This window comes from Polyangium sp. y55x31 (genome assembly GCF_029946505.1).
GTDB lineage: Bacteria > Myxococcota_A > Polyangia > Polyangiales > Polyangiaceae > Polyangium.
The window spans coordinates 1-21,593 of the sequence record NZ_JARZHG010000065.1 but is presented as its reverse complement, the minus strand read 5'-3'; the positions used below and the strand labels follow the sequence as shown (position 1 = coordinate 21,593).

Here is a 21,593-nt window from a genome sequence, read left to right as displayed (position 1 = left end):
CAGGCCGACGACCCCGCGACTACTCCTGCCCTCGCGAACGCAGGGATGCCGCCGGAGGAGCCGATGCAAATCGTCAGGAGCGCTTATCTCGAAGGAAACTGGGGCCCGGTGCACGACGAGCTCGACGTGCCCGATTTGCAGGTGATCGGCGAGATCCCGCGGGACCTCCGGGGCACGTTCCTGCGCAACGGCCCGAACGCGCAGTTCGCGCCGATCGGGCGGTACCATTTCTTCGACGGCGACGGAATGATTCACGCTGTGCGCATCGAGGACGGCCGCGCGTCGTACCGGAACCGCTGGGTCCGCACGAAAGGTTTTCAGCTCGAGCGCGAGGCGGGACGGGCGCTCTGGACGGGTTTTGCCGAGCCGCCGAACGTGGCCGACCCGCCGCACGGGATGATCTACAAGAACGTGGCGAACACGGCGTTCGCCCTCCACGCGTCACGGCTTCATGCGACGTGGGAGGGAGGTTCGCCGCACGAGATCCGGTTGCCCGATCTGGAGACCGTGGGGCTCGTCGATTTCGATGGGCGAATCGATTACCCGTTCACCGCGCACCCGAAGGTGGACGAGGTGACGGGCGAGATGATGTTTTTCGGGTACACGCTCTGGATGCCGTACATCAAATACGGCGTCATCGGGCCGGATCGGCGGCTCGACCATTACGTGCAGATCCCGCTCGACGTGCCCGTGATGATGCACGATTTCGCGATCACGGAGCATTATTCGATCTTCCTGCACCTGCCCTACACGTTCCGGATGGAGCGCATGGAGCGCGGCGAGGTGCCGCTCGCCTTCGAGAAGGATCGGCCGAGCCGGTTCGGGATTCTGCCGCGGCGGGGCGACGCCTCGCAGATGCGCTGGTTCGAGCTGCCGGCGTGCTTCATCTTCCACGTGTGGAATGCGTACGAGGAGGGCTCGCGCGTGGTGCTGCTCGCGAGCCGGCTCGCGCAGACCGACGTGATGGGGCTCGAGCCCGGGCAGGCGAAGCGCAATGACGACGGCGGGCGCGCGTGGCGATTCACGTTCGACCTCGAGACGGGCGAGGCCAAGGAGGAGCAGCTCGACGATGCACAGGCGGATTTCACGCGCATCGACGATCGGCTCACCGGAAGGAAAAACCGGTTCGGCACGGCGGCGCATTTCATGCCGGGCACGGATCTGCCGTGGATCGACGGGGTCGTGCGGTACGACTTCGAGAAGGGCCGGAGCGACACGCACATTTTCGGGAAGAATCGCTTCGGGGGCGAGATGGTGTTTGCCCCGAGGGAAGGCGCTGATCGCGAGGACGATGGGTACGTCGTGGGGTTCGTGCACGACGAGGGGACGGGCGAATCCGAGATGATCGTGCTCGACGCGCGGGAAATCGGGCGCGGGCCTCTGGCGCGCGTGCGCATCCCGCGGCGCGTGCCGTACGGGTTCCACGCGGCGTGGGTGCCCGCGTGAAGCGACGTCAGTAGCGGGGGATGCTCGGATCGATCTCGCGCGACCAGGCGTCGATGCCGCCGCGGAGGGAGGCGACGCCGGGCAAGCCCAGGCGATCGAGCAGCGCGGCGGCCGAGAGGCTACGCACGCCGTGGTGGCAGTAGGCGACCACGAGCGCGCCCGGCGGGGGCTCGATCTCGTCGACGCGCTCCGTGAGCTCGTCGAGCGGCACGAGCACGCTGCCCGGCAGCGCCGCTCGTTCGTGCTCCCACGGCTTGCGCACGTCGATCAGGTAGACGGGTTTGCCCGCCGCGATCGCATCGGCGAGCTCACGGGGAGAAACTTGGGCCACCAATGATTGGTGCTCCAACCGCAGCGGCAGCCGCGGCGAAAGCCCCCTCTCCCGCAAGGGAGAGGGGGTTGGGGGTGAGGGAGTGTTGCGGAGAGAGTAGAGCGGAGAGAGAGGAGGCGCGGCCGAGACCGATCAGTTGGTCTTGGCGCTCGCCGACGCGGTGACGCTGACGCTCGCCTTGACGTTGAGGTCGATCGAGCTCGTCGCGTTCGCCGTCGCGTCCACGCCGGCCTTGATGCACGCGAGGGCCTTGCCGCCCGCGTCACCGGCCACCTCGACCATGCCCTTGCCCGTCTTCACGAGGCCCTCGGCGCCGACCTTGATCTTCGCGCCCGAGCCCGCGGAGAGCTTGATGATGCCGGGCAGGTTGCGGCTCAGCGCGGCGACGAGCTTCTGCACGTCGGTGTTCACCTTGCCGTTCGCCACGACGCGCACGGCCGGCGGATCGCACTTCGCCGTCGCGGCCGCGCGGTTCGTGCAGCTCTGCTGGCACTCGACGTCGACCGTCGGGGGCTTGAACTCACCCGAGCACTTCGGCTCCTTGTACGCGACCGAGCAGCCGCCCGAGCAGCTCCCCTCGCACTTGGCCTGGCCCTTCACCTCGCACGCGGCCGAGCAGGTGCCCGAGCAGGTCCCCGAGCAGGTGCCCTCGGCCTTCGCGTCGCACTTGCCCTCGCACTGACCGGCGCACGCGCCGCTCGCCTGCTTGCCGTCGCACTTGCCGTCGCACTTGCCGCCGCAGGTGCCCTTGAAGCCGGCCTCGCACTTGCCCGAGCAGCTCGCCTTGCACGTGCCCGTGCACTGCGCGCCCGCCTCGATCGAGCACGTGCCCTTGCACTGCGCGTCGCACGAGCCGCTCACCTCGCCGCCCGAGCAGCTCGCCTCGAGCTTGCCCGGCTCGATCGGCGAGCCGCAGGCATCGAGGCACTTCGCCATGCCGTCGACGTCCGCGTAACACTTGGGCGGATCGTACTCGATCGAGATCTTCGCCTCGGCGTTCGCCGCGAGCATCGACTTCACCTTCGCGGCGACCGCGGTGCAGACCTTGTCCGCGCCCTTGCCCCCGCCGGCCTCGGCGCGGAGCTCGTCGTCCTTCATGCCGAGGTCCTTGCCGAGCGCGCCGCACGACGCGATGAGGCCCTTCTCGAGGTCGACGACGGTCTTGTTCACGTCGTACGAGACCTGGAGGAACGACTTGATTTTGCCCTGGACCTTCGCGTCGCCCTTGAGCGCGAGGGAGCCGAAATCGCCGGTCTTGAACTCGTCACAGCCCTTCGCGGCCTCGACGCCCTCGCTGAGGGCCTCCGGGACCTCGACGCCGCCGACGCCGGGGATCTTGCCGCCGCAGTTGGAGAGCAGCGGCGAAGCGATGCCGAGCACGACGACCGGCATGGAGAACAACTTCCAACGATTGACGCTCATCTGAGAAACCCTCCGGCACCCGGGCGGGCGCCTCTCTGTGTGCGGGGGCGCTCTGCGCCATGCCGCCTGTCACTACCGAGTGGCAGGTCCCGCAAGCGGTGCTCACCAGGCGAAGAGCTGCCTGGACGCCCCGCGTCGATCCCTCCCAGCACGAGGGCCCTTCTGCCCTAGTCTCGTCGGGCTGTAAAGACCGTTGGATCGCCCGGGCTTTGCTGAGGCGCCTAGCGTTTGCGTGCAGGCTTCGTCACGGACGCAGCCGATTTGGTCGGGGCGGATACAGGCGGCGCAGGAGGCGGGACGAGAGGCGACATGCCGGGGAGCATGGGCTGTCGCGAGAGGGCAGCGGTGGTTTTTTCGCTGTCCGGGGCGGCTTCGTCGAAAGGAAGCGGGAGCTGCGAGAGGGGGCGGGCGCCGATGGTGGGGCCGCCTTGCTTTTCGAAGAGCGCTTGCTCGCGAGCGAGGTCGGCGTCGATGAGGTCCTGGTTGTCGTACGCGAAGGAGAGCGCGTCGAGGATGCGGGCCGGGCCGAGGTTCGGGTAGCGGCGCAAGAGGGTCTCGACCGAGGCCCCGCCACGGTGCCAGACCCAGAGGCGCCGGACGGGAACGCGTGATCCCTCGACGTGGGGGCTGCCTGCGAGGATCCTCGCGTCGCAGCGCACGTGCGGATGAGGGACCCGGACGCGCGGGAGGCTTGCGTCTGCCATACGTGCCGAGAGGGTAGCCAGGGCCGCGCCGGTAGCAAAGATATCGGAGAGCGGATGCCTCCCGCGCCGCGCCGGTCGGGCCTCTGGTAGCCTGCCCCGCGGGACGGGGAGTCCCGCGAGGGAGGAACGCATGTCGTTTTCGGAGAACGTCGGCAGCGGCGAGGAAAACCCGCTCCGCGAGGGCATGCCCGACGAGCGGACGGTGCGGCCCGCAGCAGTCGTGATCTTCGGAGCATCCGGGGACCTGACGCGGCGCAAGCTCCTGCCGGCGATCTACAACCTCGCGCTGAGCCGGCTCTTGCCGGGTGGGTTCGCGGTGGTCGGCGTGGCGCGGCGGCCGAAGCCGGAGTTCGGTCGGGAGATGCGCGATGCGGTGGCGAAGTACTCGCGCCGCAAGCCGCTCGACGAGGCGACGTGGAGCGAGCTCGAGAAGGGCATGGCGTACGTGCAGGGGGATTTCAACGATCCCGAGACGTACGGGCGGCTCGCGGCGGAGCTCGGGCGGCTCGAGGTCGAGCGCGGGACGGGGCAAAACCGGGTGTTTTACCTGGCGGTCGCGCCGACCGAGGTGCCCGCGATCGTGCGCGGGCTCTGTGACGCGAAGCTCGTCGTGCCCCCGCAAGACGGGCCGGACGCGAGCTACCAGCGGGTCGTGGTGGAGAAGCCGTTCGGCGAGGATCTGGCGAGCGCGCGGGCGCTGAACAAGGACCTGCTCGCGTGCCTCGACGAGCGGCAGATCTACCGGATCGATCACTACCTCGGGAAGGAGACGGTGCAGAACCTGCTCGTCTTCCGGTTCGGCAACACGATCTTCGAGCCGCTCTGGTCGCGGCAGCACGTGAGCCACGTGCAGATCACGGTGGCCGAGGAGCTCGGCGTCGAGGGGCGCGGCAAGTTCTACGATCAGACCGGCATCACGCGCGACATCGTGCAGAACCACGCGCTGCAGATCCTCACGATGGTGACGATGGAGCCGCCGTCGTCGTGGGACGCGGACGCGGTCCGCGACGAGAAGGTGAAAGTGCTGCGCGCGCTGCGGCCGATCCGCGGGCGCGAGGTGCTCGAGAAGACGGTGCGCGCGCAGTACACGGCGGGCACGGTGCGCGGCGACAGGGTACCCGGCTATCGCGAAGAGCCGGACGTGGATCCGAACTCGAAGACGGAGACGTACGTCGCGATGTCGATGCGGATCGACAGCTTCCGCTGGGGCGGCGTGCCGTTCTACCTGCGCTCGGGCAAGCGGCTCGCGAAGCGCGTGGCCGAGGTGGCACTGCACTTCAAGCCGCTGCCGCACCGGCTCTTCCGCGAAGCGCCGCAGGGCACGGACGGCGGCCCGCCCCCGAGCATCCGGCGCGGCGAGGACGAGCCGAACGTGCTCGTGCTGCGCATCCAGCCGGACGAAGGGATCGCGCTGCGCTTCGCCACGAAGGTGCCGGGCGGCGGCATGACGATGCGCAACGTCGCCATGGACTTCCGCTACGGGACGGCGTTCGGATCGAGCACGCCCGAGGCCTACGAGCGGCTCATCCTCGACGCGATGCGCGGGGACGCGACGCTGTTCACGCGCGCCGACGAGGTCGAGGCGCAGTGGGGCTTCATCGATCCGATCCTCGCAGGCTGGCGCGACCTGGACGCGCCCATCGCGACGTACGAGGCCGGGAGCTGGGGCCCGCCGGAGGCAGATCGGCTGCTCGTGCCGGGCGACAAGTGGAGGAAGCCGTGACGGCGCTCCCGGTCGGCGAGGCGCTCGCGCGGATCGAGGGAGAGCTCGCGTCGTTCTGGTCCTCGCCGGACGAGCAGGCGGGCGCGCCGATGACGAAGGTGCGCTCGTCGACGATGAGCTTCGCCTTCGTCGCGGCGTCGTCGGAGATCGAGCAAGCGCGCGCGACCACGGACGCGCTCGCGGACACGCACCCGGGGCGCGCGTTCGTGCTGACGAGCGACGGGCGCCTCGCGCCCTGGGAGGTGAGCTACGACGTGCGCGCCGCGTGCCGGCTCGACGGCGGGACGCCGATCTGCTTCGACTGGATCGAGATGACGTTCGGCGCGATGGCGTGCGAACGCGCCGGCTCGGTGGTGGCGACGCTCGCGCTGCCGGAGGTGCCCGTCGTCGTGGAGATCGGTCGCGGGGCGCCGCGCGCGCTCTTGCCGTCGCTGCTCCCGCGCGCCGATCGGCTCATCGTCGACTCGGCGCACACGAGCGTCGCGCGGATCGCGGAGATGCTCCACGCGTCCTCGGTCCCCGTGGGCGATCGCCAGTTCGTCCGGACGTACCAGTGGCGCGAGCTCGTGGCGCGGTTCTTCGACGACGCGCTTGCCGCCCTGGAATCGATCCGTGAGGTCACGGTGGGTCGGACGCCGGGCGGCGCGACCGAGCCGGCGGCGCTTTTCCTCGGCTGGCTCGGATCGAGGCTCGGCTGGGGCTTCGAAGCGCGGGATCGGGCGCTGGATCGACATGGCGAGACCGTGCGGATCACGCTGCGCGACGATCCGCGCGAGGGGCTCTCGCCGGGGCAGATCACGGGCGTGTGGATCGAGACCGCGCTCGAAGGACAGCCGCTCTCGCTCGCGTGCGTGCGCGACCAGGAGAACCCGAAGCAGGTCGCATGGACGCGGCGCGGGGCGCGCGTGACGTCGCACGAGCACGCGCTCGGCTACAGGGACGAGGCGTGGGTGCTGGTGAAGGCGCTCGATGCGACGGAGGGCGATCGGGTGCTGCGGGATGCGATCATCCTCGGGGCACAATGGAGCGAACGATGAACAAGACAGCCGACTCGCGTTACATCGTCATCGGTGCCGCGGACGAAGAGACGTTCGTGCAAAACGCGGCGACCGCGCTCGCGACGTTGATCAAGGCGGCGGTGAAGGAGCGCGGGACGGCGAGGGTCGCGCTCTCGGGCGGATCGACGCCGCGCCCCGTGCACCGGAGGCTCGCGCAGATGGAGCTGCCGCTCGATCGGATCGACTGGTTCTGGGTGGACGAGCGCGCCGTGGATCCCACCTCGCCGCGCTCGAACTACGGGATGGCCTACGCCGATCTCGGACTCGATCGTGCCCCGGCGGGCCGCGTGCATCGGATGGAGGCGGAGGATCCGGATCTCGCAGCGGCCGCGGCACGGTACGAGGCGCTGCTCCGGCGCACGTTCGGCGTGACACGAGCGGTCGCGTTCGACGTCATGACGCTCGGCATCGGGGACGATGGGCACACGGCGTCCCTCTTCCCGGGGATGGGCGCGACCGCGATCGACGATCGGCTCGTGGCGGCGATCCCGGCGCAGCCGGACAAGGGCCTCGAAGCCCGGCTCACGCTCACCGCGCCGGTGCTCTGCGAGGCGCACTGGGCCATCTTCGTGGCGCGTGACGAGCAAAAACGAGGGCCCATCGCGGCGGCGTGGATGGACGGGCCCGAGGACGAGGTGCCCGCGCGCGTGCTCCTCCGATCGCGTGGCCAGGTCATGTGGTTCCTCGAAGGCATGAGCGAGATCGCGTAGCTTGCTTTCCCGCCTGGAACTTCGTACGGGGCAAAAGGTCATCATGAAGAAGCGCGGTGGGACCGGATCGATCCTCGTCGGCGACATCGGGGGCACGCGGACGCGGCTCTCGCTCTACGACGGCCTCGGGAGAAAGTTGCTGCTCGAAGCAGTCTTGCCGAGCCGCGAGCACGGGACGTTCGAGGAGATCGCGCGGAGCTTCCTCGCGAGCGCGGATCATCCGCACCCGTCCGTCGCGGTGCTCGGCGTCGCCGGGCCGATCCGGGATCGCGTCGCGACCGTGACGAACCTCGCGTGGCGGCTCGACGAGGTGAAGCTCGCGCGCAGCCTGTCGCTCGATCGCGTGGTGCTGGCGAACGATCTCGCCGTCGCGGCGCGCGGCTGCTTGCACGTGCCCCCCGACGTCGCCGTGCCGCTCGGCGATACGCGGCCGAAGCCGAAGGGCAACCACCTGGCCGTGATCGCGGCCGGGACGGGGCTCGGCGAGGCGCTGATCGTGTGGGACGGGTCGAAGCACCTCGTGCTGCCGACCGAGGGAGGCCACACGGATTTCGCGGCGCGCGACGCGGTCGAGGCCGAGCTCTTCGCGTTCCTCTCGAAGCGGTTCCCGGAGCACGTGAGCTACGAGCGCGTGCTCTCGGGCAACGGGCTCGGCGCGCTCTACGATTTCTTCGTGGCCCGCGGCGGGCGTGAGACGAAGGCGAACGAGCGACGGCTCGAGGAGGGCGATCGGAACGCCACGATCGCGGAGCTTGGTTTGTCCGGCGCGTCGAAGCCGGCCGCGAAGGCGGTGGACCTCTTCGCCTCGATTTACGGCGCCGAGGCGGGAAACCTCGCGCTGAAGCAGCTCGCGCTCGGGGGCGTGTTCGTGGCGGGCAACATCGCGCGGCACATCGTGCTCGCGCGGCGGGGGCAGTTCCTGGAGGGCTTCCGCAAGAAGGGGCGGTTCTCCGCGCTCATGGCGCAGATCCCGATCGCCGTGGTGACGGATCCGCTCGTCGGGGTGCGCGGCGCGCTGGCCATCGCGAAGGAGCTGGTGACCGAGGGCGAGGAGCGACCTGCCCGCACGAAGCGCATCCCGGTGCGCAAGCGTTCGTCGAAATAGAACGGGCTCACGTCACGCCGGCGCGGCTTGCCAGTCCTCCGCGGTGACGGCGAAGAGCAGGTGATCCTCCCAGGCGCCGGCGATCTGGAGGTACCGCACAGCGCGACCCTCGTGCCGGAGTCCGCACTTGCGGGCGACGGCGAGGCTCGCGGCGTTGTGCGGCATGATGGCCGCCTGGATGCGGTGCAGGCCGAGGTCGCGGAAGGCGACGTCGAGCGCAAGCCTTACACCCTCGGTGGTGAAGCCTTGTCCATGGTGCTCGACGTCGACCCAGTAGCCGATGTAGGCGTTCTGGAAGATGCCGCGGAAGACCTGGGTGAGGGCGACGCGGCCGATGACGGGACCGTCCTCGCCGAGCGTCATGCAGAATCGGTAGTGTCGGTCGGCGCGGATATCGCGCCGGTCGCGCAGAATGCGGGCGCGCGCGAGGGGGACGTCGAATTCGTCAGGGCCGGGGACGGGCACCCAAGGCTCGAGATATTCCCTCGATCGGGCGCGAATCTCGACGATGCGAGGCGCATCCGAGGCGCGGGGCGCGCGGAGGGCGACACGCTTGCCCCGGAAGACGGCGCGGAGGGGGAGCATGGGCGCAGGGTAGCGAAATCAAAACGCAGCGGGAACGGAAGCACGAACGCTGCAGGCGGCGGCAACCGAAATGTCGAGGCATCCCCTCGATTCCACCATTGGCGCACGCGTCCAGAGCGCCATGCTTTGCGAATCGTTTGTCCAATGATTGCACATGCAACGATTCCGCCCCGCGGCTCTCGACGGAGGCGCAAGACCAGGGCATGATGCCTGCGAGGCGGACGAATTCGCACGTCCATCTCGAAAAGACATGCCCATTCGCTCGTTCGCGCCCGTGCCATTCCTCGTCCGCCGGCCTCTGGCTCCCGCGTTCGTCGGGCGCACGCGCGAGCTCGAGCTCTTGCACGCGGTGCTGCGCGGCGAGGAGCGCGCGATTGGGGTCTGCGGGCGGTCGGGCGCGGGGAAAACGGCGCTCGCGTTCGCTTATGCGAATCGATACCGGCACGAATATCCGGGCGGCGTGTATTGGGTCGACGCGCCTTCGGGCTGCGACGAGGGATTCGCGGCGCTCGCCCGGTCGATCGGGCTCCGCGTGGAGGGGCCGCTTTCCGATCGGCGGAGGAAGCTCGTCCAGGCGTTCGCCCGGCATTTGCGCCTGCAGCCCGACGCGCTGCTCGTGATCGACGGCGTGCCGAATCCCTGCGCGCTCTCGGCGCGCGTGCTCGGGTTCGTCCCGGCAGAGCTCGCGTGCAGGCTCCTCTTCACGATGCGCGCGCCGCCGGGCAATCTCGTGCTCCCCACGTTCGAGCTCGGCCCGCTCGCGGAGGAATCGAAGGTCGAGCTCCTGCTCTCGGGGCGGGAGTCGCCCGACGCAGCGGAGGTGGAGCACGCGCGACGGATGTGCCGGGCGCTCGCGCTGGATCCGCTCGTGCTGTCGATCGCGGCGGGCTGGCTCGCGCGAAAGCCCGGTCGGTCGGCCGCGGAGCTCGCGACGCGGCTCGCGGGCGCGGACCTCGCGAAGGCGCGCGCGGCCGTGATGCAGCTCGGCTGGGACGATGTGCCCGAGGGCGAGGCGCGGCGGCTCGTCGCGCTGCTCTCGATGTGCGGCGGACAGGGGCTCGTGCCGGCGGCGCGGCTCGCCTGGCTCGCGGGGCGAACGCCGGGGGAGCCGATCCACGCGGCGGTCCGTGCGCTCGCGGCAACGAACCTCGTCGACGTCGACGAGGCCGGGGGAGCGCGGCTCTGGCCCGACGTGCGGGCGTTCGTCGAGGGCGCCCTCGATCCCGTTTTTCGGGACGAACTGCGCGCGGCGGCGGCGGTGTCCCTGGAACGCGCGCTCGGCGACGTCCGCAGCATCGAGAGCGAGATCGCCGAGCGGGGCATCACGGCCGTGCTCGCGGACGTGCGCGCATCCTCGCCGTGGGCGCCGGGGGCCCGAAGTGTCGTGTCGATGCGCGGGGCGCTCGATCTCGAGGCGAACGCGCTGCTCGGCTGGGACGCGGCGCGCGAGCCGGCGTTTTTCCTGCAGCAGCTCCGGGCGCGGGCCGAGGAGATCGAAGCGACGAAGCTCGCCGAGGCGCTCGACGGGGCCCTTTTGGAGCGGCATTCGCCGTGGATCCGGGTGCGGGCGAGGACGAGCCGCCGTGGCGAGGCCTCGGCGCGGGTGCTCGAAGGTCACGCGGCGAAGGTGAACGCGGTCGCGGTCACGCGGGACGGGCGCCTCGCGCTCTCGGCCTCCGACGATCGGACGGTGCGCGTGTGGGATCTCGACGCCGGACAGGCGCTCTTCGTGCTGACGGGGCACGTCTCGCCCATCCGTGGGCTCGCCGTCTCGGCGGACGGACGGACGGCGGTCTCGGGGGCGGCGGATGGCGCGCTTTTCGTGTGGGATCTCGGGACGGCGCGGGTGACGCGGCAGCTCCGCGGGCATACGGGCGCCGTGCATGCGGTGGCCTTCGCGGAAGGCGCGGGCACGGTCGTATCGGCGTCCGAGGATGGAACCTTGCGCGTGTGGAGCCTCGCGACCGGCGAGGTCGTCCGGACGCTCTCAGGCCACGCGGGCGGCGTGCAGAGCGTGGCCGTGACGGCGGACGGTCGGTTTTGCCTCTCGGCGGGCGACGACGCGACGCTCCGGCTCTGGGAGGTCGCGTCGGGGCGCATCGGGAAGGCGCTCGACGAGCCCGCTTCGCCGCGCGCGGCCGTGTCGATGAAGGCGGAGGGCCGGGCCCTCGTCGCGGCCTCGCACGAGGACGCCGTGCTTTGCTGGGCGCCGCTCGAAGGCAGTCCGCCCGAGCTTTTGCCAGGGCACACCGACGGCGTGACGAGCCTTTCCGTGACCCCGGACGGGCGCTTTTTGGCCTCGGGATCGTGGGATCACACGGTCCGCGTCTGGGATCTCGCCGCGCGGATCCCGCTCGGGGTCCTGCACGGCCACGCGCAAGGCGTGCAAGCCGTGGCGCTTTCGCCGGACGGGCGGACGGTCGTCTCCGGCGGGGAAGATCGTTCGGTGCGCGTGTGGAATCTCGGATCCCACGTGGCGCCTGGGGTCCTGGAGGGGCATCACGAGCGGGTGAGCGCGCTCGCGGCGACGCCGGACGGGTCGTTCGTGGTGTCGGCTTCGTTCGACGACACGCTACGCATCTGGGACGCGCGGCGCGGCGAGCTCCGCGCCGTGCTCGAAGGGCACGCTTTGTGGGTCCACGGCGTGACGATCACCCCGGACGGCAGGCGCGTGATCTCGGCGTCGGTGGACGGATCGCTCCGCGTGTGGGACGTCGCGACGGGGCAGCTCACGTGGGTGATCTCGTATCTGCCGGGATGCGGGCCGGGCACGACCTCGCTCGGGCGCTCGGGCGTCCCGCTCTGCGCGCCGCTGCTCGTGGACGAGCGGGCCACGATGGTGATCACGAAGAGCCAGGAGGGGCCCCTCGGCGCGTGGGATCTCACGGAGGGGCAGCGGGTGCGGACCTACACGACGACCCGCGGGGATCCGCTTTGCGCGGCGCGCGTGGGGAATCGGCTCGCGGCCGGCAGCGCCGATGGGCAGGTCGCGCTCTGGGACGTGAGCTCGGGGGCCGAGGTCGGCGAGCTCGTCGGGCACGAGGCGGCGGTGCGGGCGGTCGTGCTCTCGGCCGACGGCGGGTTCTTGGTGAGCGCGTCGGAGGATCACACGATCCGGGTCTGGGATCTCGGCGCGGGGCGCGTGGTCCGCGTCCTTTCGGGGCACACGGCGCCGGTGGCGGCCCTCGCGTGGCTCGGGGACTCCCGACACTTCGTGAGCGCCGCGGAGGACCGGACGATCCGGGTCTGGGATCTCGCGGGCGGGATGCCCGTCGCGCGGCTCGTGGTGCGGGATCCCGTGGAGGCCTTGATCGCGGGACCGGGGAAGCGTTCGATCGTCGCGGGAGATCGCGCAGGGCACGTGCTTTTCCTGGAGCTCGAAGGAGCGCGCTGAGCGGTCCGCGACTTCCGGGACGATCGCAGCCCCGTCGGTCCCTTTCGAAAGCTCACATTTTTTAAGAACGGCGCGTCGGTCGACAAATACCCGTATGTGGCCCGTCGTCCTCCCCGCAACCCGTTCGCGCCGGAACAAGCTTGGCTCTACGCGTTCGTCGCCGCCTCCCTTCGCCGGCGCCTCCGCCGCATGGGCCTCTTGCCCGAAGACGCGAGGGATCTCGTCCAGCATGCCTTCGTCATCGCGCTCGAGCGCTGGCACGAGGTCGACAACGCCCCCGAGGGGCGCATGCGCGCCTGGCTCGACGGCATCACCTGGCAGCTCGGCCAGAACTTCCTCCGCCTCAGCCGCCATCGATACGAGAGCCTCGGGCACCGCGGGCTCGCCCTCGCCCCTGCGCCCGGATCCCCGACGGACGAACGGGCGCACGCCGCGCGCCTCGTCCAGGCGGCCCTCGGTCCCATGACGGACGAGGATCGCGCGCTGTTCGTCGCTTATTTCCTCGAAGACGCCACGCTCGACGAGCTCGCGTTGCGGTTCGGGATCACCCGCAACGTGGCTTTCCGCCGGATCACCACGCTCGAACGCGTGGCGCGCGCTCGTATCGAGCGGTTATCGCCCAGGTGATCTACCGCCGCGCGCGTAGCAGCAACGGAAGCCGAGGTGGTAGTTCACGTGGAACGCCTTCCGGATCGGCTGCACGTGCCAGCGGGGATCGTGCGCGCAGTGGTCCGAGTACACCTCGCGCCGCGGCGGCTCGTCGAGCCTGCGCGCCACGTCCACGTAAAAAAACGCGCTGCCCTTGAGCTGCGAGACCACCTTGTTCTCCTCGGGATCGAAGCGCGTCATCGCCTCGGCCACGTTGCCGTGCTGATCGAAGACGCCGAACCGCGAGCGGCACCGCGGGTACGAGCCCGACGGCTCGGTGTTCGTCGCGCACGTGGCCCAGGTCGTGTCGATCGTCCGCGGATCACAAGGTTTGTCCGACCACTTGGCCGCGGGTTTGTTGGTGTTGCAAATGTCGAGGTCGAGCTCGCTCCCGTAGGCGTAGGTGCTCGGCTCCCCTCCCCCGGGATCGCCGCGGCAGCCGAGGACCCACTCGTCCTGCGTGCAGAGCCGCTTTCCTTGCAGCTCGCAAAACGCCGCGGCGTGGGCCGGCGGCACCCACACCATCGGCAGCTCGCAAGGGCGGTTCGGATACTCGAAGACGTCGATGCAGACCTTGGCCTTCTCCGGATCGCCGCCCTCGTAAATCGGCACCATGTTCTCGTGCCCGCCGCACGCCTCGCGTTGCGCCTCCGTCTGCAGCGTGATCCCGCGCAGCCCTTCGAGGCATTGCGCCCGGGAGATCACGTGCCGCGCGAGCGCGGGGTTGCCCTGGTTCGTTTGTCCGGGCCCGTCGGGTCCCACGTATCGCCGCAAGAACTCGCCCGGATCACGCTTGCGCCACTTCTTCCCCGGCGCGATCGAGATCAGCGCGAGGAGCTCTTCCTGCGTCGTGTGGTGGAGCGGTCGATCGTCGACGATCGCCGCATCCGGCGCCGCGCCCACGTCCTCTCGCTTCTCGCTCGCCGCGAGGGCCCCGCCCTCCGGCGCCGGCGCGGCCGAGGGCGCGGCGGATGCGCTCGGGGGTGGCGGCGCGGGCGCTCGGTCGTCGTTCGAGCTCGCCTTGCAGCTTGCGAGCGTGGCCAGGGCGACGACCGGGACGAACCACCGAACGGGCACGGGCGCGCACGATAGCAGGTCTCGGGACGAACGGAGATGCCCGGACGAAGGGTGACGCGCGCGCCGCGCCCCGTGGCAACCTGCCGCGGCGATTGCGCCCGACTGCGGCAACTTTGCCGTTGAAAACGGCGCAGGGCACCCCTTACATCATTACCGTCACCGTGGATACCTCATCGCTCGGCGTCCCCTACTATCCCACGAACGATTTCGGCCCTCTCATGAAGGGCCTGGTCATCGGGGGACTCGGCATCTTCCACGTCTTCCTCGCGCAGTTCGCGATCGGCGGCGGCGTGCTGATGACGTATTTCGAGTGGCTGTCCGGCAAAGGAAAGCTGCCATCCGCTCGGCGGTTCACGAGCGGCTACTTCAAGGTCCTCGTGCTCGTGAGCTTCGTCGTCGGCGCGTTGACCGGCGTCGGCATGTGGTTCACCTCGATCCAGACGAGCCCGCGCACCATCGGGCTCATGGTGGACACGTTCCACTGGGTATGGGCCACGGAGTGGACGTTCTTCGCGCTCGAGGTCATCGCCGGGTATTGCTTCTACCGTTATGGCGATCGCCTCGACGGGCGCTCGCGCCTCTTCTTGCTCGGGCTCTACACGACGGCGGCCTGGTTCAGCCTGTTCTGGATCAACGGCATTCTCTCGTGGCAGCTCACGCCCGGCGCCTGGCTCGAGAGCGGCGATCTCTGGGCCGGCTTCTTCAACCCCACGTTCTGGCCCTCGCTCTTCTTCCGCACGTTCGCGGCCATGGCCATCGCGGCGCTCGTCGCGGCGCTCGTCATCAGCGTCTCGCCCTTCGAGAGGGACGAGCAAAAAGAGCTTTTGCATCGGGCGGCGCACCTGCTCGCGCCGATGGCGCTCATGCCGCTGCTCGGCGCCTGGTACCTCCTCGCGATGCCGAAGGACAGCCGGAGCTGGGTGCTCGGCGGCAGCCCCGCGATGAGCATGTTTTTCGGCCTGGGCGCGGGCGCGTCGCTGCTCGTCGGATTGTACGCGCTCTTTGGCCTGCTCCTCCGCCGCCTCTACATCAACAGCGCGACCGCGTCCTTGCTCATCGTGCTCGGATTCGCGGCGACCGCGGGCGGCGAGTTCGTCCGCGAGGGCGCGCGCAAGCCCTTCACCGTGCGCGAGACGCTCTACTCGAACGCGATGACGCCCGCCGAGATCGTGACGATGCGCGAACAAGGCTCGGTCACGCTCGATCCCTACCCGCTGCGCGACGCGGCCGATTTTCCGAATGATCAGGTGCGCCTCGGGGCGAAGGTCTACCGATTCCAGTGCAGCGTTTGCCACACGGTGGGCGGCGTGAACGGGCTCGTGCACCTCGCGGGCACGTGGACGGCGGAGCAGACGCGGCTCAACGTGGCGAAGCTCCAGCACACGAAGCCTTTCATGCCGCCGTTCGCCGGCACGCCCGAGGAGCTCGAAGCGCTCGTGCGGTACATCGAATGGGAGGCCGCTTCGAGGCCCAAGGAATTCGAGGTCACGAGTGATCCGGCCGAGCTCGCGCAGATCAAGCGCTGGCTCGACGAGGCCGGCACGGCGCCGGGATACACGACCGCGTCGGAGAAAAAGAGGTAATCATGGACGCCCCCTTCCCCTTCGGTTTCCCCGGGCCGACCGCGTTTTACCTCGCGACGTACGTGCTCACGCTCGTCGCGCACGTGGTGTTCATGAACTACGTGCTCGCCGGGACGGGTGTCCTGCTCGTCCGTCAGATCCGCGGCAAATCGGGGACGAGCGACGTGCTCGCGGAGCTGCTCCGCGACTGGCTCCCGTTCGCGCTCTCGGCCGCGATCACGGCCGGGATCGCGCCCTTGCTCTTCATCCAGATCCTCTACAAAAAAGCGTTTTACACGGCGAACCTGCTGCTCTTCCACCGCTGGATGCTCATCCTGCCGGCGCTGATCGTCGGGTTTTACCTGCTCTACGCGCAGAAGACGGCGTTCGTGAAGGCGCGGCCGCGGCTCAAGGTGCTCGTGACGACGGGGGCCCTCGCGTGTTTCCTGTTCACCGCGCTCTCGTGGACCGAAAATTACCTGCTCGCGCGGAGCGAGGGTGCGTGGGCGCCGATGTACGCGTCGAAGTCGATGATCTACGAGAACCGCGAGATCCTGCCGCGTATGCTGCTCTGGACGCTCGGCGCGCTCCCGACGCTCGCGGTCTTGCTCGGCTGGCAGCTCCATCGACGCGAGCGCGCTGGATCGCCCGTGGAAACGGCGACGTTCCAGCGCGTGGCGCGGCTCGGGCTCGGCGGGCTCGTCGTCGCGGGGGCGTGCGCCGCCGGATACGCGATGCTCGTGGGGCCCGCGGCGAGGGCGCACGCGGTCGGGCCGATGGCATTGCCGTGGTTCGTCGCGGCGGCGGCGGGCGTCGTCGTGGAGGGCGCGGGGTTCGTCGGGCTGTATCGGGCCCAGGCGAATCGCGGGAAATGGCTCGGGATCGCCTCGGCGGGGCTGTTTTTCGTGATCCTCGGGACGACGGTCGTACGCGAGGTCCTGCGCATCACGGCCGTCGATTTCGCGGCGCTGTATCCGGAGCACGCGCGGGCCGCCCAGGTCTCGGGCCGGTGGCTCTTCCTCGGGTTTTTCCTGGTGAATGCGGTGCTCGCCACCTGGGCGATCCGGACGGCGCTCACGCGGGCCGAGCGGCCCGCCGCCTGATCAGGCGACCTTCCGGCCGCCCATCCGCTGGAGCACGGAGCGCGACACCGCCTGCAGCGTCTCCATCACGCCCACGCCGCTCTTCGCCGCGCTCTCGACCTCGGGCGCGCCCATCGGATTGCAGAACTCCCGCAGGCGTGAGAGGGGCTCGATCTCGGGCAGATCACGCTTGTTGTATTGCACGACGCACGGGATCTCCCCCCGCGCGGCGCCGAGCTCGGCGAGGTTGTCCCCGAGGTCCTCCAGGGCCTCGACGTTCGCTTCGAGGCGCGCAGACTGCGAATCGACGACGAAGACCACCCCGTCGACGCCCTTCAGAATGAGCTTGCGGCTCGCCTTGTAGAACACCTGCCCGGGCACCGTGTAGAGGTGCAGCCGGACGCGATACCCGCGGATCTGGCCGACTTCGAGGGGCATGAAATCGAAGAAGAGCGTCCGTTCGCTCTCGGTCTTCAGCGAGACGAGGTTGCCCCGCGACGCCTCGGGGGCGCGCGCGTGGACGTACTCGACGTTCGCGGTTTTTCCGCACAAACCCGCGCCGTAGTACACGATCTTGAGGAAGATCTCCCGCGAGGGGACGTTGACGAAAGCCATGTCGCCGCCTCCTCCTCACGCCTCGGGCCCTGCGTCGGCGAGGCAATGGATGGCGGCCACGATGCTCTCGAACGAGGCATCCCGGGCGCTCGAATGCTTGACGAGCCGCACGTTGAGCTCGACGAGCGCGAGGACCTCTCCCGCGACGCCGGGCGCGCGGAGGAGGTCGTGAATGCTGCGCGAGAGGCGCGGCGGCGGCGCGAGGCAAGCGAGCGCCGAGAGGGCGGCCATCGCGCGCGCGGGCAAGGACGCGACCAGGGATTCGCGGGCCACGTGGACGAGCGCTGCGGCGAAGGCCGCGCTCATGGCAGAGAGCAATCCTTGCGGCTCGTCGCGCCCGGGAACGCCACGCACCGCGGGCGCGCCGCGGGCCGCGCTCCACACGAGAGCGCAAAGCTCCGAGAGGGAGGAATGAGCGCTCCGATCGAGGAATGCGAGCACGACGTCGAGCCCATGCGCATCCCAGGCGGCGCGCGTGCCGACCTGCGAGGCGACGAAGGCGCGGAGGCGTGGATCGATCTCACCCGCGCGGATCGCGGCGACGGCGATCTCCACGAGGGGTTTGCGTGGTACGCCGTGCGCGGCGGCCCATTCGAGAAGCATGACGCGCTCCTCCGGGCTCCACGCATTCCGCGCGCGCTCGACGATGGCCTCCGGCGCGAGCGAGGCGTCGATCGGGGTCGCGAGGCCGGGTCCTGCCGGCGCGATTTCGGCGAGGCTCGACTCGAGGTAGCCGGCCAGGTCGAAATCGTCGGTCGCGAGCGCGGCGCTCTCCTTTTCTTTGGGGGCCTCGGCGCGGACGCGGCGGGCCGTGATTCGATCGAAGACACGCGGCGGGACCTTGCCGCGCGTGAGGTCGGCGAGCTCGACCCACTCGTCGTCGTCGAGCGAGAATCGCGGCGCGTCGAGGACCTCGTGTTCGAATTGCGACGGATCTTCGAGCGCGATCCGAGCGAGCGCGCGCAAAACCGTGCCGGTGAAGCCCGGCTCGCAGCGCGCGCGCCAGGCGAGCAAATCAGGCACGCCTAGCTCGGCGACGTGCTCGCGCAAAAAGGATTGATCGTCCTCGTCGAGCCTGGCCTGGCGGAGGACATGCAAAAAAGCCACGGGACGAGCCCGCCCCCGGTGCGCGCGCACCAGGGCGTCGATTTCCGTTCGTTTCACAATCGCCCCCTATGCCGGACGGAAATCGACATCCATGGAGCCGTCGCTCCACCATGTGATCCGTGTCCAGCGCTGGGGTTGTTCGTCGTCGCCCGAGGGCGGCCCGCCGTGACTCGTCGGTCGGTGGAACGGCGGTTCCTTCTTCCGGACCGGTATCTCGTAATCTACGGAGCGCCGGTCATCCTGTCAAGCTCGCCCGTCAACTTCCCTGGGCCGCCACCGAGATCTCGGCGTACGTCGCCCGGATCTGCTGGGCGAGCTTCTCGGGGAGCACGTGCGCGCGCCGGAGCGCCTCCTCGCTGAACGGGAGCGCGGAGACCGGCGCGCCTCCGTCCGAATAAAGATTCGCGAGGAGGTCGAGCAGCCAAGGCTCGCCCGGGAGAATGGAGAGGCCGAGGAGCGTGATCCGCGCCGCGAGCTCGTAATTGCCCTCCATCGCGTGCTTCGAGGCCGACATGGAGAAGAGGCCGACGAACTTCTGGATGTGCGAGAAGGGCATGACGTGGCCAATGAGCTCGAGGCCGGCCTTGTAGGTCTGCTCCATGAGCACGCCCTGATCGGCGCCCGCCGCCGCCTGCTCCGCGGCCGCGACGAATGCGGCGCCGACGCGCCTCGTGATCTCGTCGGGCAAGAGCTCGGGCGCGCGGCCTCTCGCGGAAACGATCGCCTTTTCGTAATCGACGAGCGCGCTCGCCATGGCCCCGCGGCTGCCGCCCGCCGCGAGCGCGAGGTATTTCTTTTCGGTCTCGGGATCATCGAGCACGAACTCGCGCTCGTCGACGTCGAGCCGCCGGACGAGCGTCTCGCCGGGGTAGAGGATGAGATCGAGGACGATGGGCTCGTCCTCGTGGTTCGTGACGACGTGATGGCGGCCGGCGTTCACGTTGCAGAAGCCGCGGGTGCCCTGGACGGTGAGGCGGCGGAAATCGCCGCGCATGCCGTCGATGGCGCAATCGCTCCAGGTGTTGTCGCGGAGGAGAAGGACACCGCCGGTGCGAGCCTTCTGGAGGTCGTCTTGCGCGTGAGCCATGGGGCCCGCACGCTAGCACGGTCAGGTCAAGGCAGGGTGGCGATCGCGATCCGGCCCGAGGCGCTGCCCGCGAAGGCGCGGGGAAGCCACGCGCCGCCGACGAGCCGCGTCGAATACACGCTGTTCAGGTTGTCAGCGTAAATCATTTCGGCCTCGGCGCCCTTGCCGCCGCGCGTGATGGCCGGTGGCACGACGAGGATCGGATTCCCCCCGCCCGCGCCCTGCACGGGGACCGACCAGGTCGGTGCGTCGCCGGTCGAGAGCCGCGCCGTGTAGAGGCGCTGATCCGTGCCTCGATACGCGAGCAGCGCGCCGCCGCCGGGGAGAGGCGCGAGGCTCGGTTGATCGAGCGAGGAGGCGCCCTCGATGGGCTGGGGGTTCGTCCAGACGAGCCCCTTGCGGGAGAGCCAATTCAAGGTGCCCGCCTCGCTCGCGAAGACCGCGACGAGCTCCGGGCCGGATTCGAGCGCGACGATGCCGGGCGTCGCCGCCGCCGCCTTGACGCCGATCGAGTGCGGCGTGGCGGCCGTCCACGCGCCGCCGGCCCGCGATTGATCGTAAAACGTCCCGTCCGCGCCGATGAACGCGATCACGGGCGCATTGCCGACGGCCGCCACGGCCGGCGGGTTTGGCCCCGAGGAATGCTGGCCATTCGCGGTGATCGCCTCCTTTTTGCTCACCCAGACCTTGTTCTGGAGGCGGCCATAATAATAAAAGCCGTCCGTGCCCTTGTAGACGAGGTGCCCGATGCCGCCGGCCGCCGCGAGCTGCGGCCCGCCCTGGCTCGCGAGGCCCGCCTCCAGCGCTGGCAGGGCTTGGTTGAACCCGGGCGTCCACGCTCCGGCCGAATACGAAGCGACGCGCAGCTCGCCCCCCGCGCTCGATCGAAGCACGCAGAGGCCGCTGCCCGGGCCGTCGGAGACGAGGCCGATCGCATCCGTGCTCTGGTCCTGCCAGGGCGTCGACTTGCCCACGCCCGATGCGAGGTCCGTCTCGTTCGCCATGACGGTGCTGCCGCTGCCGTAGACGCTGACGACCTTCGTCGCGGTGCCATTTTGCCCGCCGCCCATTCCACCGCTGCCGCCGCTGCCGCCGCTGCCGCCCGCCCCGCCCATTCCGCCGGAGCCGGCCATCATGCCGCCCGTGCCGCCCTCACCACCCGACCCGCCGGAGCCGACCATCGTCCCCCCCGAGCCGCCGTCGCCGCCCGACCCGCCCTGCGCGCCGTCGCCCCCTTGGCCGCTGCCGCCCGCGCCGGGTGTCTCGTTGCTCGCCGAGCATGCGATCGGGCCGAGCGCGACCAGAGAGACGAGGCCCGAGAGCAAGAGGGCCGAACGGAGAACCGCCAATCGAGGAAGCAAGCGCATGTCGATGACCTCGCAGAAGAAGAAGGGTGGATCGAAGCGGGGAAGAGTATGCCGCGCAGGCGAGGCGCGACAAGGTCAGGGCGTGAAGCGGATCGAATAACTGACCATCGTCTTTTTGCCGCCCTTCGGGCGCAGAAATTCGATGGCTTCGAACACGCCGACGACACAAGGCACGAACCCTTCGCCCTTGAGCGCGGTGCGAGGGTGCGAGACCTGGGCCTTGCCGCCCTTGCCGTCGACGAGGAGGTCGACGCCGAAATCGCCGCCCTTCTTGGGATCGTCGACCTTGGCGAAGCAGCGGCGCAGTTCGTCGAAATGGGGCTCGACCGAGCGGTTGAACGGCGCCTTGTTGGCGTCGTCGTTCGGCCCGCCGCCGATGTGCATTCCGATGTTCTTGACCTTCACGGCCGGCAGCGGCGCCGCGTCGGCCGGCGGCGCTTCCGGGGCTGCTGCGGAGGCGGAGGCGGAAGGAGCGGCCGAGGCGGCAGGCTCCGGCGCGGCGGCGGACGCGGACGCGGGTGCCGCGGCGGACGCGGGCGCGGGGGCGACGGCTGACGCGGGCGCGGCGGC

Annotated in this window: 19 protein-coding genes; 9 read left to right on the top strand and 10 right to left on the bottom strand. The window is 70.0% G+C overall.

Annotated elements, in window-relative coordinates; translation table 11 throughout:
* Nucleotides 1-63 precede the first annotated feature (63 nt).
* Nucleotides 64-1,446 (top strand): carotenoid oxygenase family protein, encoded by a 1,383-nt coding sequence (locus QHF84_RS48710; RefSeq protein ID WP_281320517.1) that lies wholly within the window; start codon nucleotides 64-66, stop codon nucleotides 1,444-1,446.
* 7 nt (nucleotides 1,447-1,453) lie between these two features.
* Here the strand turns inward: QHF84_RS48710 and QHF84_RS48705 are convergent, their stop codons facing one another.
* The 3 genes from QHF84_RS48705 to QHF84_RS48695 all read right to left on the bottom strand — a co-directional run bounded on the left by QHF84_RS48705 (nucleotide 1,454) and on the right by QHF84_RS48695 (nucleotide 3,903).
* Nucleotides 1,454-1,780 (bottom strand): rhodanese-like domain-containing protein, encoded by a 327-nt coding sequence (locus QHF84_RS48705; RefSeq protein WP_348652948.1) that lies wholly within the window; start codon nucleotides 1,778-1,780, stop codon nucleotides 1,454-1,456.
* A gap of 129 nt (nucleotides 1,781-1,909) precedes the next feature.
* Nucleotides 1,910-3,199 carry a hypothetical protein gene (locus QHF84_RS48700; RefSeq protein WP_281320515.1) on the bottom strand — a complete coding sequence of 430 codons (1,290 nt, stop codon included), beginning with the start codon at nucleotides 3,197-3,199 and terminating at the stop codon, nucleotides 1,910-1,912.
* Nucleotides 3,200-3,420: 221 nt separating this feature from the next.
* Nucleotides 3,421-3,903 (bottom strand): DUF433 domain-containing protein, encoded by a 483-nt coding sequence (locus QHF84_RS48695; protein ID WP_281320514.1) that lies wholly within the window; start codon nucleotides 3,901-3,903, stop codon nucleotides 3,421-3,423.
* A gap of 130 nt (nucleotides 3,904-4,033) precedes the next feature.
* Here QHF84_RS48695 and zwf point away from each other — a divergent pair, with 130 nt between their 5' ends.
* From zwf to QHF84_RS48675, 4 genes are read left to right on the top strand one after another with little or no spacing between them, the layout of a single operon-like run.
* Complete coding sequence (zwf, locus tag QHF84_RS48690) at nucleotides 4,034-5,626, top strand: glucose-6-phosphate dehydrogenase (RefSeq protein WP_281320513.1); 1,593 nt, start codon at nucleotides 4,034-4,036, stop codon at nucleotides 5,624-5,626.
* The gene (locus QHF84_RS48685) at nucleotides 5,623-6,663 is read left to right on the top strand and encodes a glucose-6-phosphate dehydrogenase assembly protein OpcA (RefSeq protein ID WP_281320512.1); all 1,041 of its coding nucleotides are present in this window, start codon (nucleotides 5,623-5,625) and stop codon (nucleotides 6,661-6,663) included. Before zwf ends, QHF84_RS48685 begins: the two co-directional genes overlap by 4 nt.
* Nucleotides 6,660-7,394, top strand: a complete 735-nt coding sequence (gene pgl / locus QHF84_RS48680) for a 6-phosphogluconolactonase (RefSeq protein ID WP_281320511.1) — start codon at nucleotides 6,660-6,662, stop codon at nucleotides 7,392-7,394. Before QHF84_RS48685 ends, pgl begins: the two co-directional genes overlap by 4 nt.
* Before the next feature lie 43 nt (nucleotides 7,395-7,437).
* Nucleotides 7,438-8,499: a glucokinase gene (locus QHF84_RS48675; protein ID WP_281320510.1), complete on the top strand. Its 1,062-nt coding sequence runs from the start codon at nucleotides 7,438-7,440 to the stop codon at nucleotides 8,497-8,499.
* Between the two features lie 12 nt (nucleotides 8,500-8,511).
* Here QHF84_RS48675 and QHF84_RS48670 read toward each other — a convergent pair whose 3' ends face one another.
* Complete coding sequence (locus tag QHF84_RS48670; RefSeq protein WP_281320509.1) at nucleotides 8,512-9,084, bottom strand: GNAT family protein; 573 nt, start codon at nucleotides 9,082-9,084, stop codon at nucleotides 8,512-8,514.
* A 250-nt stretch (nucleotides 9,085-9,334) separates the two neighbouring features.
* Here QHF84_RS48670 and QHF84_RS48665 point away from each other — a divergent pair, with 250 nt between their 5' ends.
* Together QHF84_RS48665 and QHF84_RS48660 are read left to right on the top strand one after the other, a co-directional pair.
* Nucleotides 9,335-12,478 carry an AAA family ATPase gene (locus QHF84_RS48665; RefSeq protein ID WP_281320508.1) on the top strand — a complete coding sequence of 1,048 codons (3,144 nt, stop codon included), beginning with the start codon at nucleotides 9,335-9,337 and terminating at the stop codon, nucleotides 12,476-12,478.
* A 96-nt stretch (nucleotides 12,479-12,574) separates the two neighbouring features.
* A complete protein-coding gene (locus tag QHF84_RS48660) occupies nucleotides 12,575-13,105 on the top strand; it encodes a sigma-70 family RNA polymerase sigma factor (protein WP_281320507.1) in 531 nt (176 codons plus the stop codon).
* Here the strand turns inward: QHF84_RS48660 and QHF84_RS48655 are convergent.
* Complete coding sequence (locus QHF84_RS48655; RefSeq protein WP_281320506.1) at nucleotides 13,091-14,203, bottom strand: SUMF1/EgtB/PvdO family nonheme iron enzyme; 1,113 nt, start codon at nucleotides 14,201-14,203, stop codon at nucleotides 13,091-13,093. The two genes, QHF84_RS48660 and QHF84_RS48655, sit on opposite strands and share 15 nt — an antisense overlap.
* Nucleotides 14,204-14,364: 161 nt before the next feature.
* On the opposite strand from QHF84_RS48655, the gene QHF84_RS48650 reads away from it, so the two are divergent.
* Nucleotides 14,365-15,786: a cytochrome ubiquinol oxidase subunit I gene (locus tag QHF84_RS48650; protein ID WP_281320505.1), complete on the top strand. Its 1,422-nt coding sequence runs from the start codon at nucleotides 14,365-14,367 to the stop codon at nucleotides 15,784-15,786.
* 2 nt (nucleotides 15,787-15,788) lie between these two features.
* Complete coding sequence (locus QHF84_RS48645) at nucleotides 15,789-16,868, top strand: hypothetical protein (RefSeq protein WP_281320504.1); 1,080 nt, start codon at nucleotides 15,789-15,791, stop codon at nucleotides 16,866-16,868.
* Here QHF84_RS48645 and QHF84_RS48640 read toward each other — a convergent pair whose 3' ends face one another.
* From QHF84_RS48640 to QHF84_RS48620, 5 genes are all read right to left on the bottom strand, one after another.
* Nucleotides 16,869-17,462 (bottom strand): gliding-motility protein MglA, encoded by a 594-nt coding sequence (locus QHF84_RS48640; protein ID WP_281320503.1) that lies wholly within the window; start codon nucleotides 17,460-17,462, stop codon nucleotides 16,869-16,871. It lies immediately after the preceding gene.
* Nucleotides 17,463-17,477: 15 nt separating this feature from the next.
* Entirely contained in the window at nucleotides 17,478-18,569 is a 1,092-nt protein-coding gene (locus QHF84_RS48635; protein ID WP_281320502.1) for a hypothetical protein, read from the bottom strand.
* A 256-nt stretch (nucleotides 18,570-18,825) separates the two neighbouring features.
* Complete coding sequence (locus QHF84_RS48630) at nucleotides 18,826-19,656, bottom strand: hypothetical protein (RefSeq protein WP_281320501.1); 831 nt, start codon at nucleotides 19,654-19,656, stop codon at nucleotides 18,826-18,828.
* A 26-nt stretch (nucleotides 19,657-19,682) separates the two neighbouring features.
* Nucleotides 19,683-21,023 (bottom strand): hypothetical protein, encoded by a 1,341-nt coding sequence (locus tag QHF84_RS48625; protein WP_281320500.1) that lies wholly within the window; start codon nucleotides 21,021-21,023, stop codon nucleotides 19,683-19,685.
* A gap of 75 nt (nucleotides 21,024-21,098) precedes the next feature.
* Nucleotides 21,099-21,593: hypothetical protein (locus QHF84_RS48620; protein WP_281320499.1), on the bottom strand; the 495-nt coding region annotated here is incomplete at its 5' end.